This is a genomic window from Mesorhizobium sp. M0998 (assembly GCF_040318885.1).
Classification (GTDB): Bacteria; Pseudomonadota; Alphaproteobacteria; order Rhizobiales; family Rhizobiaceae; genus Mesorhizobium.
On sequence record NZ_JAMYND010000007.1, the window covers coordinates 110,674 to 127,865 of the forward strand.

The window sequence follows — 17,192 nt, forward strand, 5'->3', positions numbered from 1 at the left end:
GCCATAGATGAGCCGGTTTTCCAGTCTTCTCGCGTTGGTGATGGTGGCGGTGCTCGCCGGCTGCGGCAGACCGGAGTTTTCCGACGCCGAGAAGCAGACCATCGCCTCATTGGCGCTGTCCAGGCTGCCGCCGCTGAAGCCCGACACCACCAATCGCTTCGCCGATGTGCCGGCCGCCGCGGCACTCGGCTCGACGCTGTTCTTCGACACCGGGATGAGCGGCGACGGCACGGTATCGTGCTCGACCTGCCACAAGATCGACCGCCAATTCCAGGACGACTTGCCGCAAGCGGTCGCCGTCGGCCGCACCAACCGTCGTACCATGCCGTTGGCCGGCGTCGCGCATGATCCCTGGTTCTTCTGGGACGGGCGGCGCGACAGCCTGTGGGCGCAAGCGCTGACACCGCTCGAAAATCCGCTGGAGCAGGCCGGCAACCGCGCCGCCTTCGCGCATTACATCAAGGCCCGCTTCGGCGAGCGCTACGAGCGCATCTTCGGGCCGCTGCCGGACCTTTCGGGCGTGCCGGCCAATGCCGGCCCGCTCGGCACCGATGCCGAGAAGGCGGCCTGGAACGCCATGCCCGCCAGTCAAGCCGAGGAGGTCAACCGCGTCTTTGCCAACATCGGCAAGGCGATCGCCGCCTTCGAGCGCTCGATCGCGCCGCCGCAGACACGCTTCGACCGCTTCGCCATCGACCTGGCTGCGGGCGCCGAGCCGAAAGGCGACGCCGCCTTTTCGCCGGAGGAAATCCTCGGCCTGAAGCTGTTCATCGGCAAGGCCAATTGCGTGACCTGCCATAACGGCCCGCGTTTTACCGACGGCAGCTTCCACAACACCGGCGTGCCGCCGGTCGCGGGCCTGCCGCCGGATCGCGGCCGCGTCGACGCGGTGGCGCAGGTCGAGGCCGATCCGTTCAACTGTTTCGGTGCCTTTCGCGACGGCGATGCCAGCGCCTGCCGCGAGTTGCGCTTCATGGCCAAGACCGGGCCGGAACTCGTCCACGCCTACAAGACGCCGTCGTTGCGGGGTGCCGCCACCCGGCCGCCCTACATGCACGCCGGGCAGTTTTCCTCGCTCGACGAGGTGGTGGCGCATTATTCGAAGGCACCGGCAAGCGTCGAGGGCACATCCGAGATCCACCCGCTGCAGCTTTCGGACCGCGAGCGCGCGGCGTTGGTGGCGTTCCTGAAGACACTGGCGGACTGAGGGTGGCGGGACAACAACAGCGCTCTCCTACCGATCCTTCACCGTCTCCATCGCGACAAACGTCGAGGTCTGGGCAACGTGCGGCAGGGCGGAGATGCGCTCGCCAAGCACGCGGCGGTAGGCGGCGATGTCGGTGGTGCGGACCTTCAGCAGATAGTCGAAGCTCGATGCCATCATGTGGCACTGCTCGATCTCCGGCACCGCCTGCACGGCGCGGTTGAAGGCGTCGAGCGCGGCCGAGCGGGTGTCGGACAGTTTCACCTGGACGAAGGCGACATGGCCTTCGCCCATGCGCTCACGGTCGATGATCGCCTGGTAGCCCCTGATGAAGCCGTCCTTCTCCAGCCGTTTGACTCGTGCCTGCACCGGCGTCTTCGACAGGCCGACTTTCGCCGCCAGTTCCGACATGGAAAGCCGGCCATTGCTGCCCAGAGCCGACAGGATGTTCCTGTCGATCCGGTCCAATTGGTCTTCTGTCACTGGATTCCTGGTCGAAATTGGAGGTGATCAGTCCTAATGATAGATCGATCGATCTGTCTTGTCGACTTCTTTGGACCGACTGCAATCCCTACTTATGTTAGCTTGCGCCGTTCGGTCCGGTAACCGCCGGCCCGCTCACTTATGCTCGCTCTACAGGACCGCCATGCCAGCGCTCGACACCATCCGCCAGCAGATCCGTGCCAATTATTTGCCCGACGAAGACCAGGCGGTGAAGCGGCTGGCCGAGGCGGCCGGGCTGTCCGCGCAAGACCGCAAGGCGATTTCGGCGCGTGCCGCCGATCTGGTGCGGGCGGTGCGCGGCTCGTCCGATCCGCGGCTGATGGAGGTGTTCCTGTCCGCCTATGGCCTGTCGACCAAGGAGGGCGTGGCGCTGATGTGCCTGGCCGAGGCGCTGCTGCGGGTGCCAGACACCGAGACGATGGACGACCTTATCGCCGACAAGATCGCGCCGCACGACTGGTCGGCGCATGCGGGCGGCTCGAGCTCGATCTTCATCAATGCGTCGACCTGGGCGCTGATGCTGACCGGCCGCGTGCTCGACGAGGGCGAGGGCGGCATCGAAGGCACGCTGCGCGCCATGGTGCGCCGGCTTGGCGAGCCGGTCATCCGCAAGGCCGTCGCCGCCGCCATGCGCGAAATGGGCGAGCAATTCGTGCTCGGCCGCACCATTGCCGAGGCGGTCAGGCGCGGCCGACCGATGACGCAGAAGGGCCATCTCTATTCTTTCGACATGCTGGGCGAGGCGGCCCGCACCGAGGCCGACGCGCTGCGCTACCTCAAGGCATATGCCGATGCCATCTCTTCGCTCGATGCCGGCGCCAACGGCCCCGACATCCGCCAGAACCACGGCATCTCGGTAAAACTGTCTGCGCTGCATCCGCGTTATGAAGTGACGCAGAAGGAAAAGATGCTGCCCGTCATGGCCGAGCGGCTGTTGTCGCTGGCGCTGGCGGCGCGCCATTCACGCATGGGCCTCAACATCGACGCCGAGGAAGCCGACCGCCTCGATTTGTCGCTCGACGTCATCGAGCGGGTGCTGGCCGAACCGGAGCTTGCCGGCTGGAACGGTTTTGGCGTCGTCGTGCAGGCCTATGGCCCGCGCGCGGCCTTCGTCATCGACTGGCTCTACGAGCTGGCGAGGAAATACGACCGCAGCATCATGGTGCGGCTGGTCAAGGGTGCCTATTGGGACACCGAGATCAAGCGGGCGCAGACGCTCGGGCTCGACGGCTATCCGGTTTTTACCCGCAAGGCCAACACCGACGTCTCCTACCTGGCCTGCGCCAAGAAGCTGTTGGCGATGACCGACCGCATCTATCCGCAATTCGCCACCCACAACGCCCACACCGTCGCCGCGATTCTGTCGATGACGACGGAGCGCGATACGTTCGAGTTCCAGCGGCTGCATGGCATGGGCGAGGCGCTGCATGAGACGGTGCGGCGGGCCGAAGGCACGCGCTGCCGCATCTATGCGCCGGTCGGTGCTCATTCCGACCTGCTCGCCTATCTGGTCCGCCGGCTGCTCGAAAACGGCGCCAATTCCTCCTTTGTCCACCAGCTCACCGACGAGGAAGTCGAGCCCGAGGACATTGCCCGCGACCCGCTCGAAACGGTGGAGAAACAAGGTCCCGCCGCCAATCCAGCGATCGTGCCGCCGTCGGCGATCTTCGGTCCCGGCCGGCGCAACTCCAAGGGCTTCGATATCACCGACACGCTGACGCTGGCTGCGATCGACAAGGCGAGGGCCGAGTTCGCCGGGCCGGAGCGCTGGCACGCCAAGCCGGTCAGCCGCGCGGCCGGCTACGGCAAGCAGCGTCCGGTCGTCAATCCGGCAAAACCTTCGGAAGTGGTCGGCACGGTCAGCGAGGCCGGCGCCAAGCAGGTCGAGACCGCCGTGCGCATCGCCGTCGAGGCACAACCGGCATGGGCAAGACGGCCGGTCGCCGAGCGCGCTGCCATCCTCAACCGGGCGGCCGATCTCTACGAAGCAAACGCCGTCGAGTTCTTTGCACTCGCCGCCCGCGAGGCCGGCAAATCGCTCGCCGACGGCGTCGCCGAAGTGCGCGAGGCGGTCGATTTCCTGCGCTACTATGCGGCTGAGGCCGCCAATGCCGAGGCGGGCACCGAGGCGCGCGGCGCCATCGCCTGCATCTCGCCGTGGAATTTTCCGCTCGCCATCTTCACCGGGCAGATCGCGGCGGCACTCGTCACCGGTAATTCGGTGATCGCCAAGCCGGCCGAACAGACGCCGCTGATCGCTTTCCGCGCTGTCCAGTTGCTGCGCGAGGCCGGCGTGCCGGAGGATGTCATCCAGCTTCTGCCCGGCGACGGCCCCTCGGTCGGCGGCCCGCTGACCGCTGACCCGCGCATTGCCGGCGTCTGCTTCACCGGCTCGACCGAGGTCGCCAAGCTGATCGAAAAGCAGCTCGCCGACACCGCCGCGCCCGACGCCATGCTGATCGCCGAGACCGGCGGCCTGAACGCCATGATTGTCGATTCCACTGCGCTGCCCGAACAGGCGGTGCGCGACATCCTGGCCTCCGCCTTCCAGAGCGCCGGCCAGCGCTGCTCGGCATTGCGCATTCTCTATGTGCAGAAGGACGTCGAGAAGAAGATGCTTGAGATGCTGAAAGGCGCGATGGAAGCGCTCAGCCTCGGCGACCCGTGGCGGATATCGACCGATATCGGTCCGGTCATCGATGACGAGGCGCAAGCGTCGATCCGTGACTATTGCACCAAAATGGGCCTGCAGGGCCGGCTGATCGCCAAGCTCGAAGCGCCGAAGGACGGCCGCTTCGTTGCGCCGCACGTCTTTCGGGTCAAGGGCATCGAGGAGTTGGAGCGCGAGGTGTTCGGGCCGGTGCTGCATGTCGCCACCTTCGATGCCGACGAGATTGATGCGGTGATCGCGGCGATCAACCGCAAGGGCTATGGCCTGACCTTCGGCCTGCACACCCGCATCGAAGGCCGCGCCCAGCATTTCGTCGATGGCATCCATGCCGGCAACATCTACGTCAACCGCAACCAGATCGGCGCCGTCGTCGGCGCGCAGCCGTTCGGCGGCGAGAGCCTTTCCGGCACCGGGCCGAAGGCCGGCGGGCCACATTATCTCCGGCGCTTCCGCAAGGGACCGGAGGCCGGCACCCATCTTGCCGAAGGCCGCAAGGTGACTGCGACCGAGCTCGCCGACAATCTGCCGGACCCGGCCTTTGGCGGCTGGTCGACGCGGCCGGATCGCGTCGCCATCCTGAGGAAACATCTACGCGGCAAGGGTGCCGCGGCTATCGGCACTGCCGCCGCCATCGATTTCGGCCAGGTCGACCTGCCCGGGCCGACCGGCGAGGCCAACACGCTGTCGCTGTCGCCGCGCGGGCGCGTGCTGTGTCTGGGTCCCGACGCGGATACGCTGCTTGCGCAGACGATCCAGGCGCTGGCCGCCGGCAATGCCGTGCTCGCCGTCGCACCCGGCGCGCCGGCAGCGCTGTCGGCGCTGACCGGCAAGGGCCTGCCGCTGGCGGCCATCGACGGCCGGCCGGACCCGGTCGAAGCGCGCTCGCTGCGGGTCGATGTCGTGGCCTTTTCCGGCACGCCCGAGGCCGCGCGCATCGTGCGCAAGGTCATCGCCGAGCGCGCCGGCCCGATCGTGCCGCTGATCAGCGAAGTCTATTATCCGGCCGCCTACGCCCACGAGCGCGCCGTCTGCGTCGACACCACGGCGGCGGGCGGCAATGCCAGCCTGCTGGCCGCTGCGTAGGTTTCGCCAGGGTTCGCGCATCGCGGGGCAGGGGTGGCGCCGACTTTGGTATCCGCATGAGGACGATCATTACCTGATAGCGAGCGGCACTTCGAACTGCCAAGCCGAGCGACCGGCTCCTTCCGGAATGGGAGGAAACGGAGAAGCCCGGCGGACTGCGTCGAGTGCGGCTTTGTCCAGCGCGGCAACACCCGAACTGCCCGTCAGCCTGGCTGACCGGACGCTGCCATTCGAGCCGACGGTAAAGGCAACGGTTGCTGTGCCGGTGGCGCGTGTGCGTGTCGAATTGAAGGCCCGCACCAGTTTTGACCTGATCTTGCCGGGATAGTTCGTGACGGCTGCATTGCCGATGCCTGATTTGCCGCCTCTGCTGGCGGTCAGGATCTTGCCGTCCTTCCTCCCGTCGGCCATGCCGCGCGCGACATCCGTTTCGTCACGGCCGCCGGAGCCGGCTTTTTTCTTCTTGGTGTCGGCTTTGGCCGCAGCCTTGCCCGCCTTCTTGCGCAGGGCCGGCTTTTCAGGCTCGTTTGGTTCGGCCTTCCTGGCCGGCTTGTTCTTTGCGGTTGCCTTCTTCGGCTGCCTGGGCTCCGGCCTGTCCGGCTTCGGTTCTTCCGCCGCGCCGACTGTCTCGGTCGTCTGAACTGTTTCCGCCGGCGCCGGGTCGGTTGGTGCCGGCGCACTCGTCTCGGCAGGTTCGGCCGTTTCGACCGCGCTGACTGGCGGCGGCACGGCATTGTCGTCGGCAGGCACCAGCCTGTCGGTTGCAAGAACGTCGGGCGACGGGTCCTGGCGCGCGGGCTGGACAGGTTGCGCAGGCTCGGCCCGGTCGGCAACGGCAGCGATTTCCGTGGCGGCCTCGCTGACCGGCTCGACCACTTCTGTTCCCGATGCTTCGGCCGCGTCAGTGACCGGCTGGAGCGTCTCCTCTGCCGCGGCCGCCTGCGCCTCGACCGTTTCGACCGGCTTGGCGTCCAGCATGGTCACCATCGTCACGTTGGCCACTTCCGGATCGTCTCCGACATCGCCGGCCGCCTGCTGCGGGTCGGCGCCGAGCAGCATTTCGCCTTGCTGGTCGGCACCTTCGATGCTTGGCCGGTCGTCCGGCAGCGTGAGAAAGGCCAGCGCCACGGCTACGTGGAATGCGCAAGAGCAGGCGATCGCCACCGTCCAGTTGCGGCGGCGCCGCGTCTGTCGTGCCTGCCGCAATGGCTCCGCAGGCACCGTCGGCAAGTCGCCGTCGGCATCGGCGATGTAACTGTCTTCCGGCCTGTCGCGCAGCGAAACACGCAGCGCCTCGCGCGGGATGGCGAAGTCCGGATCGTCCGGCTCCGGCGGCAGGAAACCGGCTAGTGGCCACGCCACGGCGTTTCGTGCGAATGCGGGTTCCGGTCCCAAAATTCAGACCCCGAAGGCGATGCCGGTCCTGGTCTGCGTCTTCAGCCCGCGCATGCAGGCATTCGGCTCGGCGCCGGCGCATTCCGTGGCGCTGTTGATCAACACGCGGCTGACCTTGCCGCAATCCGTGCCGGCAAGATCGAAACGCGTCACCTTGGTCTTGCCTGCCGGCAGCTCCTTGAAGTCGAGCACGGTCAGCCGCTCGACGACGCCGGCCTCGTTGAACAATGCGATCTCGAATGCCGCCTTGGAAAGGTCGGCGCCGAGATTGTTGGTGACCACGAAGGTCAGGCGGCAGCCCTTGTCGGAGGGCTGCGCGCCGTTGAGCTCGAGGATCAGCGCCGGTGCTTGCTGTTGTGTCCACGCTGGAGCCGCCGCAAGCAATATTGCCAGCACCGCGGCGAACAGACGAAGGGATGCCGTCATGCCTTTCATTGTCTCAGCCTCCAAACCTCATGGTCGCCGCCAGCTTCAGGGTGACGCCTGGCTCGTAGACAACACTGGTGGTCGATGCGTTCAGCGGGTTGGCGTATTTGACGTCGAACAGATTGTCGGCGCGGAAATCGACCTTGAAATTGTCGGTTGCCTGGTAGCTGGCGAAGGCATTGACCAGCGTGTAGTCCTTGGCGACGGCGTTGCCTTGCGGCTTGCCGTTGTATTGCACCTCGCCGCCGACGGTCAGCCTGTCCTCGAGGAAGCGAAAGCCGAGTTGCCCGGTGACCTGGGAGGAAGGGACGGTGACAAGGTCCGCCCGTTCGCCTTCATAGGAAATCGTATGGCCGTCGGTGAACGACGCCGAAAGCCCGGCAAAGCCCCAGGCGGCATCATAGACGCCCTCCATCTCGAAACCGTGGATATTGGCCTTGGCGAAGTTCTGATACTGGAAGCAGATCGGGATGCCCGGGCCGAACGGGCAGCCGCTGGTCGGGTCGAACGGCGAGAGCGTCACGCCGTCTATGTAATCGTCGACGTTGTTGTTGAAATAGGCCGCCTTCAGCCGCAGCGCGTCATCAGCCTCAATGACGCCGTTGGTGCTGTAATTGACGCCAAACTCCACGGTCTTGCCGGTTTCGGGCTTGAGATTGGGATTGGGGAGGAACGGGAAGCTGACGCCGGCTGGATGGTTGCCGCTGATCAGGGTCTCCGACAGCGACGGAGAACGATAGCCTTCAGCGTAGGTGCCGTAGAATTGCAGCCCGGAAAGGCTGGCGCTCTCGAAGGGCGAAATGCCCACTGTGATGCGTGGCGACAGCCGGTCGCCAGAGGTTTCGCCGACATCGCTGTCAAGCTTGTAGCTGTCGTAGCGCAGCCCGGCGATGATCTCGAGCCGGTCCCAGGTGAGCTTGTCCTGAACGTAAGCGCCGGAGACGTTCCTGTTGCCCGAGGGCGTATAGAAGCTGTCGCCGCCCGCCGTGCCGCCTGTCTCGACATCGTCGCCAACCCAGTCACCGCCATAGGTCAGCTCATGCGCAATGCCGACGGTCTCGAATCTCGACGTGTTCCAAATGTCGATGCCGGAGGTGCCGATGTCGAACGTCGATTTCGAACCCGCCGGCAAAACCACGGGCAGACCGGTGACCGGATCAAACCGGTTTTGCGCCACAAGGGTCGTCAGATCGAGCTTGGTCTTGTTGTAGGATGCGTTGATGTGGAGGTCGAGCCAGCTCTTGTCTTCGTCGGTGATGTTGTAGCGGGCCGTGAACGTATTCGCCTTCAGGTCGGCGTCGTTCACCGGCACGCTTCCGCTGGTCTCGGTCCATCCGTCGTTCGAGCCGATCCAGCCCAGCTTCAGCTCGCTGTTTTCGCTGGGGCGGATGGTCGTCTTGAGGAGGCCGCTCAAGACGTCGAAGCCAGTGCCCGCCACAGTGTCGCCGCCGCCATGCTTGTAGTCGTCATAGTCGCGGTAGACGATATTGCCGAGCACGTCCCAGTTCTCGTTGATCCGATAGGCGCCGGTGGCGCTGGTGGTCCAGCCTTCGCCGTTGGTTTGGTAGCGCCCGGTCGCGGATGCCGCCCAGGTCTCGTCGGGCTTGAGGAAATCCTGCGCATCCTTGGTGTCGAAAAATACGACGCCGCCGATCGCCCCGGAGCCATAGGTGTTGGCGACCGGACCGCGGATCACATCGACGGATTTGATCAATTCGGGATCGATGTAGAAGGTCGATTGCGTGCCATGATCCGAGCGCTGGAAATTCTGGCGGGCGCCGTCGACGATGACGGAGACGCGGCCGAAGTCCTGCAGGCCGCGGATGTTGATGCTGGAACTGACACGCCTTGTGTCGGCCTGGACGGCGACACCCGGCACACCGAACAGCATTTCGTTGGGCGTCGTCGCCATGCGGCGCTCGAGCTGTTCCTCGTCGACATGGCTGGCTGAAGCAAGCGACTCGATCGCCGTCTCGCCGGTACGGCTGAGGATCAGGATCTTGTCGAGCAGTGTGGTACCCGCCGGGGCCGGCTTTACCTTTTCGGGCTGTTGAGACGGGTCAGTCTGCTGCTGGTCGGCTGCCGCTTGGGCGGCCTGCTGGGCGCCGGCCGGTGTGGCGAGCAGCGGGATCGCCGCCGCGCCGGCCAGCAACGCGGCCATTTTGCTTGTCATAGAACAATGTGTCAGGCCGCTGCCCGCCAGCCGTCCCCAATTCGCCAACCCCATGCTGCAACTCCAAGAATCCATGTTCGATGCTGGCTGGCTTGGGGCTCGCTGGCATTTTTCATCGCGTCCGGCGTCTCAAATGTTGACTCATTTACTCCGGTATTGCACAGCTAGATAACATGATCATTCGAGTCAAGAATTGAATCGGCATTTCACGCAGGCCCCGAGCCAGATGCCAGGCACAGGAAAGGGATCGAACCCATGAACACGCACAATCCCAGCGACTTTCGCTATCGCGTCCGCCGTTCCGACGAAAATTCCGTCCGTTTCGACCGGGTCCAATCGGCCGTGAGAACGCTGTCCAGCAACACGCTGTTCCAGGGCGAGCACGAGATCGGCATCGAGCATCATGGTGCGCTGTACCGGCTGAAGATCACCCGGCAGGGCAAGCTCATCCTCAACAAGTAGGTGGCAGAAATGGACCAGCGCGTAAAACCCGCCCCGCACGAGATCCGGCGGGCACGGGCAGACAATCCGAAAATGCGCGAGCGCGACCTCGCCGCCCAGCTCGGTATTTCGGAGGCCGAACTGGTCGCCGCGCATTGCGGCGACGGCGTCGTGCGCGTCGAGCCGCGTGTCAACGACCTTTTGACTGGCCTCGAAGCTGTCGGTGAGGTGATGGCGCTGACCCGCAACGAAAGCGCGGTGCACGAGAAGATCGGCGTCTACGACAAGGTCGTCACCGGCAATCACAATGCCATGGTGCTCGGTGACAATATCGACCTGCGCATTTTCCCAAAAGTCTGGGCACACGGCTTTGCCGTGGAAAAGCGCGACGGCGCCGACATCCGCCGCAGCCTGCAGTTCTTCGACACCGCAGGCGAGGCGGTACACAAGGTGCATCTCAGGCCAGCCTCCAACCTCTACGCCTATCAGAAACTGGTGGCCGGGCTGGAATCGCCGAACCAGGAGCCGACGGTGGCGATTTCAGCGGGCACGGCTGACGAGACCGAGACTGCGGACAATTCGGCGAGCATCGACGATCTGCGCGACCGCTGGAGCCGGCTGACCGACGTGCACCAGTTCTTCGGCATGCTGAAGACACTGAAGATCAGCCGCCGACAGGCGGTGCGCATGGTCGGCCAGGACTACGCCTGGCTGGTCGACAAGGATGCAGTGAACGCCATGTTCAACCACGCCGCTGCCGGCGCCATGCCGATCATGTGCTTTGTCGGCAATCGCGGCTGCATCCAGATCCATTCCGGCCCCGTCGCCTCGATCAAGCCGATGGGACCATGGCTCAACGTGCTCGACGAGACCTTCCATCTGCACCTGCGGACCGACCACATCGATGAGGTCTGGGCCGTGCGCAAGCCGACCAGGGACGGCCATGTCACGTCGCTCGAAGTCTATGGCGCCGACGGCAAGATGATCATCCAGTTCTTCGGTAAGCGGCATGAAGGCGAAAGCGAGCGCGACGACTGGCGCTTTCTGGCCGAAAACCTGCCGCGTATCCCAAGCCCGACCGCAGCCTGAGGAAAACGACGATGGTTCTTGTCTCCAGGCTGGCATCGGTCTCCAGGTCGGCGCTTGGTCCTGCGGCCGCCGTTTTCCTGGCCTTCGCCGCGCTGATAACGGCTCAAACCGCTGAGGGCATCGCGACTTTCGCCGATCGCTCGAGGATCGTGGCTATTGGTGGCTCGATCACCGAGATCGTCTACGCGCTCGGTGAACAGGATCGTCTTGTCGCACGCGATTCGACCAGCCGCTATCCGCAAGCGGCGGTGGAACTGCCGGATGTCGGCTACATGCGCCAGCTGTCGCCGGAGGGTGTGCTGTCGGTCAAGCCGTCGGGCATATTGGCCCTGGGCGGCAGCGGACCGAAGGAAGCCGTCGACGTCTTGAAGAAATCAAGCATCCCGTTCATCGAGGTGACCGAGCGCTATGATAATCAAGGCATTCTCGAAAAGATCCACATCGTCGGCAAGGCGCTTGGCACCGAGGCCAAGGCCGATGCGCTGGCGGCCCAGATAGACGCCAAGCTGAAGGCAGCCGAAAAGCAGACCGCCTCGATCAAGGATCGCAAGCGCGTCCTGTTCGTGCTGTCGATGCAGGGCGGCAAGCTGCTTGCCGCCGGCAGCGACACCGCCGCCGACGGCATCATCAAGCTTTCGGGCGGCATCAACGCCATCGACGGCTTTGCCGGCTACAAGCAATTGTCGGACGAGGCAGTCATCACCGCCAGGCCCGACGTGATCCTGATGATGAACAATGCCGGACCGGGCACCGCGGATGACGAATTGTTTTCGAACCCTGCCGTGGCTTCGACGCCGGCGGGTGCCGCCCGCAGGCTGATCCGCATGGACGGCGGCTACCTGCTCGGCTTCGGCCCGCGCACGGCCGACGCCATCCACGACCTCGCCGTCTCGCTCTATGGCGGCCAGGTCACGGATTGAGCGCGATGGCCGATCATTCGATCGCCGGTGCGGCGGGCATTATGGCGACGGCAGCCGAGGGTGATCGTTCGCGGCGCGCCCGCCTCGTCATCGTGCTGCTCTGCGTCGGGCTGGCTATCGCCGTGCTGTTGTCGCTGACCTCCGGCGCATCCGATGCCTCGGCCATCGGCGTCATGCATGATTGGCTGTTCGGCGCGTTGCCCGGCGACGCGGCATTGAGCGCCCGCGACCGCCTGATCATCCATGACATCCGTCTGCCGCGCGTTGTTCTGGGCGTGCTGATCGGCGCATCGCTTGCAGTCTCCGGTGCCGTCATGCAGGGGTTGTTCCGCAATCCGCTGGCCGACCCCGGCCTGATCGGCGTTTCGGCCGGATCGAGCCTCGGTGCGGTCGCCGTCATCGTGCTTGGCTCGACCATGCTGGCGCCGCTGACTTCGGCGCTCGGCACGATGGCTTTGCCGCTGGCTGCGTTCTGCGGCGGGCTGGCTACGACATTGCTGCTCTATCGGGTCGCGACACGGCAAGGCCAGACCTCCGTCGCCACCATGCTGCTCGCCGGCATCGCGCTGGCCGCGCTTGCCATGGCGCTGACCGGCATCCTGATCTTCATGGCCGACGACCGGCAATTGCGCGACCTGACCTTCTGGCAGCTCGGCTCGCTGGGCGGCGCAACGTGGCAGAAGATCGGCTCGGTCGGGCCGGTCATCGTGCTGGCGCTGGCGGCAATGCCGTTCCTGGCGCGCGGCCTCAACGCGCTGGCGCTCGGCGAGGCCACGGCCGGCCATCTCGGCATTCCGGTGCAGCGGCTGAAATACTCCGCGATTGTCGGCGTCTCGGCAGCGGTCGGCGCGTCGGTCGCCGTCAGCGGCGGCATCGGCTTCGTCGGCATCGTCGTGCCGCATTTGCTGCGCCTGCTGATCGGCCCCGACAACCGCTATTTGCTGCCGGCATCGGCACTGCTTGGTGCCGCGCTGCTGCTGTTGGCCGACGCCGTCGCCCGCACCATCGTTGCCCCGGCCGAATTGCCGATCGGCATCGTCACCGCGGTCGCCGGTGCGCCGTTCTTCCTGTGGATCCTGCTGCGCAAGCGCGGCGTCATCGACTTGTGAGACTTTGCCTATGATCGAAGCGCGCGATGTCTCGGTGGCGATTGGCGGCAAGCGCATTGTCGCCAATGTCGATTTCGAGGCGCGGCCCGGCGAAATCGCGGCCATCGTCGGCCCCAACGGTTCGGGCAAGACGACCTTCCTCAGAGCACTGTCCGGCGATCTTGGCTATTCGGGAGAGGTCACCGTCAACGGCCGCAATCTATCGGCGATGAAGCCGGTCGATGCGGCGACGGTCCGTGCGGTGCTGCCGCAGGCGACGACGCTGTCGTTTCCGTTCACCGTGCGTGAGATCGTCAGGCTAGGCCTGGTCGGCGGGCGCTCCGGCGCGTTGCCCGGCGAGGACCAGCGCCTGCCCGAACGGGCGCTGGCTCGCGTCGACCTCGACGGTTTTGCCGGCCGCTTCTACCAGGAGCTGTCCGGCGGCGAGCAGCAGCGCGTGCAGCTTGCCCGCGTACTCTGCCAGGTCTGGGCGCCGGTGCTCGATGGCAAGCCGCGCTATTTGTTCCTCGATGAGCCGGTGTCCAGCCTCGATATCAAGCACCAGCTGATCATCATGGACATCGCGCGCGATTTCGCCAGACGGGGAGGCGGCGTGGTCGCCATCCTGCACGACCTCAATTTGACGGCGATGTATGCCGACCGGATTTTCGTCATGCATCGCGGCAGGCTCGCCGCGACAGGTTCGCCGCAACAGGTGCTCAGCGACGAGCTGATCGAAAAGGTCTTCGATTGCCGGCTGAAGGTCGGCGTGTTGCCGGCCGCAAACATGCCGTTCGTATTGCCGCAGTCGGTCTGTTGATATCCAGGTGATGCCGGCCTGCAAATGGCGGTTTCCTGCGCTTCCGGCCTTCGCCGGCCGAAGCATTCATGAGAGGTGCGGCAGTTAACGCTATGGCCGGCGCAGGCCGGTACTCACGTACCCAAACGTACGCTCCGTTCCGGTTCTCGGAACCCGCCATTTTGGTCGCTTCGCGCCCGTCTTCGACTCCGGCTCGGCCTGACCTGACTCTCAACAGACCTCACCAACTGAGATGCGACCAGAATCAGGCGGCCGGCGCCCTTTGCACCAGCATGTCGATGCCGAGCAGGTGGCGCACATTCGGGCGCGCCGCCACTAGGTCAGCGATCGTGTAGCGCGACAGCACGGCGAAGAAGGCGTTGAGCGCTTCGCGCAATGCCGAATTCAGCGCGCAGCTGTCAACCAGCGGACATTCGGCGGCGTCGTTCTCGAAGCACTCGGCCATGGCAAAGCTTTCCTCCGTTACCCGCACGACATCGAACAGGCTGATTGATTCGGCCGCGCGGCCGAGCCTGACGCCGCCATTCCTGCCGCGCACCGTTTCGATCAGGCCGTTTTCGACCAGCGGCTGCAGGATCTTGAACAGGAAAAGTTCCGATACCGAATAGGCGGCGGCGATCTCGGGGATGCGGCTCAACCGCTCTGTGTTGGCGGCGCAATACATCAGAATGCGCATGGCGTAGTTGGTCTGACGGGTAAGCCGCATTGTGTCCTCACATAACAGTGGTTGGCGTCAATATGGCCTATAGTTTGGAACAATTCCAGACTGGCGCTGCATAATAGATGAATTCCGGCGTCAAGTTTGCGTGCACGATTGCGCGCACCGGAACCAGCGGCGCGCTTTCTAGGGCAGGCGGCACTAGATAAGTTCGCATACACGATCAGGAGCGGCCCATCATGTCACGACCAGCCCCGGCATTTGCATCCGTCGCGTCCGTCCGGTTCGACGCCGATGCCGACGCCAAGCTTTCGGCGCTCAGGCGCACCAAGTTCGTCGCCGCCGCAGCACTCGCGTTTTGCGTGCTGATCTTCGCGGTGGCGAAATCGCTCGAGAGCCGGCATGCATGGCTGGGCTTCGTCGCCGCTTTCGCCGAGGCGGCGACGATCGGCGGGCTGGCCGACTGGTATGCGGTGGTGGCGCTGTTTCGGCGGCCGCTTGGCCTGCCGATCCCGCATACGGCCATCATCCCGGAAAACCAGAATCGCATCGCCGACAATCTCGGCCGCTTCATCGAGGTGAATTTCCTGGCGCCGGAACCGGTGCGCGAAAAGCTCGCCGAGGTCGACTTTTCCGCGCTGGTCGCGGACTGGCTGGCCGACCCGAACCGCGCCGCCGATTTGTCGCGCTTCGTCGGCCGGCTGGTGCCGCAGACGCTGGCGGCGGTCGAGCAATCCGGACTGCGCGGCTTCGTCACCAGCCGTATGCTGGAGCAGATCGAAAAGGTGCCGCTGGCGCCGCTCGCCGCCGAGCTGCTGTCGGCGCTGACTGATGATCGTCGCCACCAGAAATTATTCGACGAGTTCACCAAGGTGGTCGGCCGCTTCCTGAGCGACGAGCAGGCGCTGGCGACGATGCGCGAGAAGATCCGCGAGGAACTGCCGTCGCTGTTCAACCTGTTTCGCGCCGACGCCTATCTGTTGAAGAAGATCGTTGCGTCGGCCGGCTCGCTGCTCGATGAGGTGCGCGCCGATCCGCACCACCCGATGCGAGCCGAATTCGACCTTTTCGTCGAAACCTTCGTCGAGCGGTTGAGGACATCCAAACAATATGCCAGGCGCGCCGAAAAGCTGAAGCGCGATTTCCTTGCCCGGCCGGAGCTCAGTGCGCTGGCCGGCGATATGTGGGACAGCCTGCGGCTGTTCATCGAACAGGACGCCAAGGCGCCCAATTCGATGATCCGCGACCATCTCGCCACCATGTTCGTCGAGGTCGGCCGCCATCTTGCCGACGACGCGCAGATCAGGGCCGACATGAACCAGGGCTTCATCGTGGCGCTGGCCTCCTTCGTCGAAAGCCAGAAGAGCGGCGTGTCGAAGTTCATCGCCGACCAGGTCAAGCGCTGGGACCTCGCGCAACTGACAAGGCTTATCGAAATGAACATCGGCAAGGACCTGCAATATATCCGCTTCAACGGCATGATCATCGGTGGCCTTGCCGGCCTCGTGCTCTACACTGCCGAACGGCTGTTTCTTGTCGGCTGACTCGTCCGAATGGACCGCTGAGCTTCGCTGCACTATCTTCCGTGCAGTGGCGGCGTTGGCGGCAACAGGGGGAGAGAACCAGCATGGCAAAACGACCGGAGTCCGAGTCCTTCATCGACATATTCGGCAAGTTCGGCCGCGACCTGAAGCTGCCGAATGTCGATGTCGAGGCGATCCTCGCCCACCACGCCAGGAACTTGGAAGCGCTGGAGAAGTCGGCACGGGCGAGTGCCGCCGGAGCGTCGGCGCTGTTGTCAAGGCAACGCGAGATGCTGCAGGACACACTGCGCGAAATCACCGACATGGCACAAAGCTACAGAGCGCCCGGCAATCCGCAGGAAATGATGCAGAAGCAGGCGGCGTTCGCCAGGAAATCCTTCGAGACCGCGCTGAAGAATGCCGGCGAGATGACCGAACTGGCGAGGGCGTCCGGCACCGAATCGATCGAAATCCTGCGCAGCCGCATCAAGGAGGCGATGGAGGAGATCCGCGCCGGCCACGACAAGAGGTAAGCTGTTCCCCGGCAGCACGCTTGCCGGCGGCGAAGACCGGCGGTTCGCGGCCGAAGATTATGGGCTGGAATCGCACTGGCGAATTGACAGGGGCGGCCCGTCGTGGTCCGGAACAGGCAAGCGATCGGGAAAGCAGGAATGACGCAGATACGGCCGAGGACGCCGCCGACCTTCGAGCAACTCAGGGCGATGGCCGGGCAGGAGTTGGGCGTTTCGGACTGGACGCTGGTCGATCAGCACCGCATCGACCAGTTTGCCGAATGCACGGGCGATCATCAATGGATCCATGTCGATCCCGAGCGGGCGAAGCGGCAAAGCCCGTTCCGCACCACGATCGCGCATGGCTATCTGACTCTGTCCATCATCGGCGCGCTGGCGCTCGAGATGGGGATCGTACCCGAAAACACGCAGGCCGCGTTCAACTACGGTTTCGACAAAGTGCGCTTCGTGGCGCCGGTCAGGGTCGGCTCGCGAATCAGGCTGCGCACCACGCTGTTGTCGATGGAAGACAAAGGTCCGGGGCAATATCTGATGAAGGCCGCCAATACGGTCGAGATCGAAGGCGAGCAGAGGCCGGCGCTGACCGCCGAGACGCTCGTCATGCTTTATGCACGCCGCAAGCGGGCAGGGGCCTGAGAGTTCAGCCTCAGTTTTGCGGCAGCGC

The 17,192-nt window shown here is 64.8% G+C and carries 15 protein-coding genes; 10 read left to right on the forward strand and 5 right to left on the reverse strand.

What is annotated here, in order from left to right; translation table 11 throughout:
* Positions 1–7 precede the first annotated feature (7 nt).
* A complete protein-coding gene (locus NKH59_RS09275; RefSeq protein ID WP_352539702.1) occupies positions 8–1,207 on the forward strand; it encodes a cytochrome-c peroxidase in 1,200 nt (399 codons plus the stop codon).
* 27 nt (positions 1,208–1,234) lie between these two features.
* Here NKH59_RS09275 and NKH59_RS09280 read toward each other — a convergent pair whose 3' ends face one another.
* On the reverse strand, positions 1,235–1,687 hold the full coding sequence (locus NKH59_RS09280; protein ID WP_023676441.1) for an Lrp/AsnC family transcriptional regulator: 453 nt from the start codon (positions 1,685–1,687) through the stop codon (positions 1,235–1,237).
* A 163-nt stretch (positions 1,688–1,850) separates the two neighbouring features.
* Here NKH59_RS09280 and putA point away from each other — a divergent pair, with 163 nt between their 5' ends.
* On the forward strand, positions 1,851–5,462 hold the full coding sequence (putA, locus tag NKH59_RS09285; protein WP_353021596.1) for a bifunctional proline dehydrogenase/L-glutamate gamma-semialdehyde dehydrogenase PutA: 3,612 nt from the start codon (positions 1,851–1,853) through the stop codon (positions 5,460–5,462).
* Positions 5,463–5,531: 69 nt separating this feature from the next.
* On the opposite strand, the gene NKH59_RS09290 is transcribed toward putA, so the two are convergent.
* The 3 genes from NKH59_RS09290 to NKH59_RS09300 are packed head-to-tail and all read right to left on the reverse strand — an operon-like array spanning position 5,532 to position 9,510.
* On the reverse strand, positions 5,532–6,824 hold the full coding sequence (locus NKH59_RS09290) for a TonB family protein (protein WP_352539704.1): 1,293 nt from the start codon (positions 6,822–6,824) through the stop codon (positions 5,532–5,534).
* A gap of 36 nt (positions 6,825–6,860) precedes the next feature.
* On the reverse strand, positions 6,861–7,292 hold the full coding sequence (locus NKH59_RS09295; protein ID WP_352451951.1) for a hypothetical protein: 432 nt from the start codon (positions 7,290–7,292) through the stop codon (positions 6,861–6,863).
* Between the two features lie 4 nt (positions 7,293–7,296).
* A complete protein-coding gene (locus NKH59_RS09300) occupies positions 7,297–9,510 on the reverse strand; it encodes a TonB-dependent hemoglobin/transferrin/lactoferrin family receptor (RefSeq protein ID WP_502904269.1) in 2,214 nt (737 codons plus the stop codon).
* A 201-nt stretch (positions 9,511–9,711) separates the two neighbouring features.
* Between NKH59_RS09300 and hemP the strand changes: the two genes are divergently transcribed.
* The 5 genes from hemP to NKH59_RS09325 are packed head-to-tail and all read left to right on the forward strand — an operon-like array spanning position 9,712 to position 13,814.
* Positions 9,712–9,918, forward strand: a complete 207-nt coding sequence (gene hemP / locus NKH59_RS09305; RefSeq protein WP_352451949.1) for a hemin uptake protein HemP — start codon at positions 9,712–9,714, stop codon at positions 9,916–9,918.
* A 9-nt stretch (positions 9,919–9,927) separates the two neighbouring features.
* Positions 9,928–10,986 (forward strand): hemin-degrading factor, encoded by a 1,059-nt coding sequence (locus NKH59_RS09310; protein WP_352539706.1) that lies wholly within the window; start codon positions 9,928–9,930, stop codon positions 10,984–10,986.
* Positions 10,987–10,997: 11 nt separating this feature from the next.
* Complete coding sequence (locus tag NKH59_RS09315; protein WP_352539707.1) at positions 10,998–11,906, forward strand: heme/hemin ABC transporter substrate-binding protein; 909 nt, start codon at positions 10,998–11,000, stop codon at positions 11,904–11,906.
* 5 nt (positions 11,907–11,911) lie between these two features.
* Complete coding sequence (locus NKH59_RS09320) at positions 11,912–13,015, forward strand: FecCD family ABC transporter permease (RefSeq protein WP_352539708.1); 1,104 nt, start codon at positions 11,912–11,914, stop codon at positions 13,013–13,015.
* Between the two features lie 10 nt (positions 13,016–13,025).
* Positions 13,026–13,814: a heme ABC transporter ATP-binding protein gene (locus NKH59_RS09325; RefSeq protein WP_352539709.1), complete on the forward strand. Its 789-nt coding sequence runs from the start codon at positions 13,026–13,028 to the stop codon at positions 13,812–13,814.
* 244 nt (positions 13,815–14,058) lie between these two features.
* Here the strand turns inward: NKH59_RS09325 and rirA are convergent, their stop codons facing one another.
* On the reverse strand, positions 14,059–14,520 hold the full coding sequence (gene rirA, locus NKH59_RS09330; RefSeq protein WP_023676431.1) for an iron-responsive transcriptional regulator RirA: 462 nt from the start codon (positions 14,518–14,520) through the stop codon (positions 14,059–14,061).
* A gap of 191 nt (positions 14,521–14,711) precedes the next feature.
* On the opposite strand from rirA, the gene NKH59_RS09335 reads away from it, so the two are divergent.
* From NKH59_RS09335 to NKH59_RS09345, 3 genes are all read left to right on the forward strand, one after another.
* A complete protein-coding gene (locus NKH59_RS09335) occupies positions 14,712–16,016 on the forward strand; it encodes a DUF445 domain-containing protein (protein ID WP_352500897.1) in 1,305 nt (434 codons plus the stop codon).
* Positions 16,017–16,099: 83 nt separating this feature from the next.
* Positions 16,100–16,528, forward strand: a complete 429-nt coding sequence (locus NKH59_RS09340) for a phasin family protein (protein WP_352500896.1) — start codon at positions 16,100–16,102, stop codon at positions 16,526–16,528.
* 138 nt (positions 16,529–16,666) lie between these two features.
* Positions 16,667–17,164 (forward strand): MaoC family dehydratase, encoded by a 498-nt coding sequence (locus tag NKH59_RS09345; protein WP_023676428.1) that lies wholly within the window; start codon positions 16,667–16,669, stop codon positions 17,162–17,164.
* Positions 17,165–17,192: the final 28 nt, after the last annotated feature.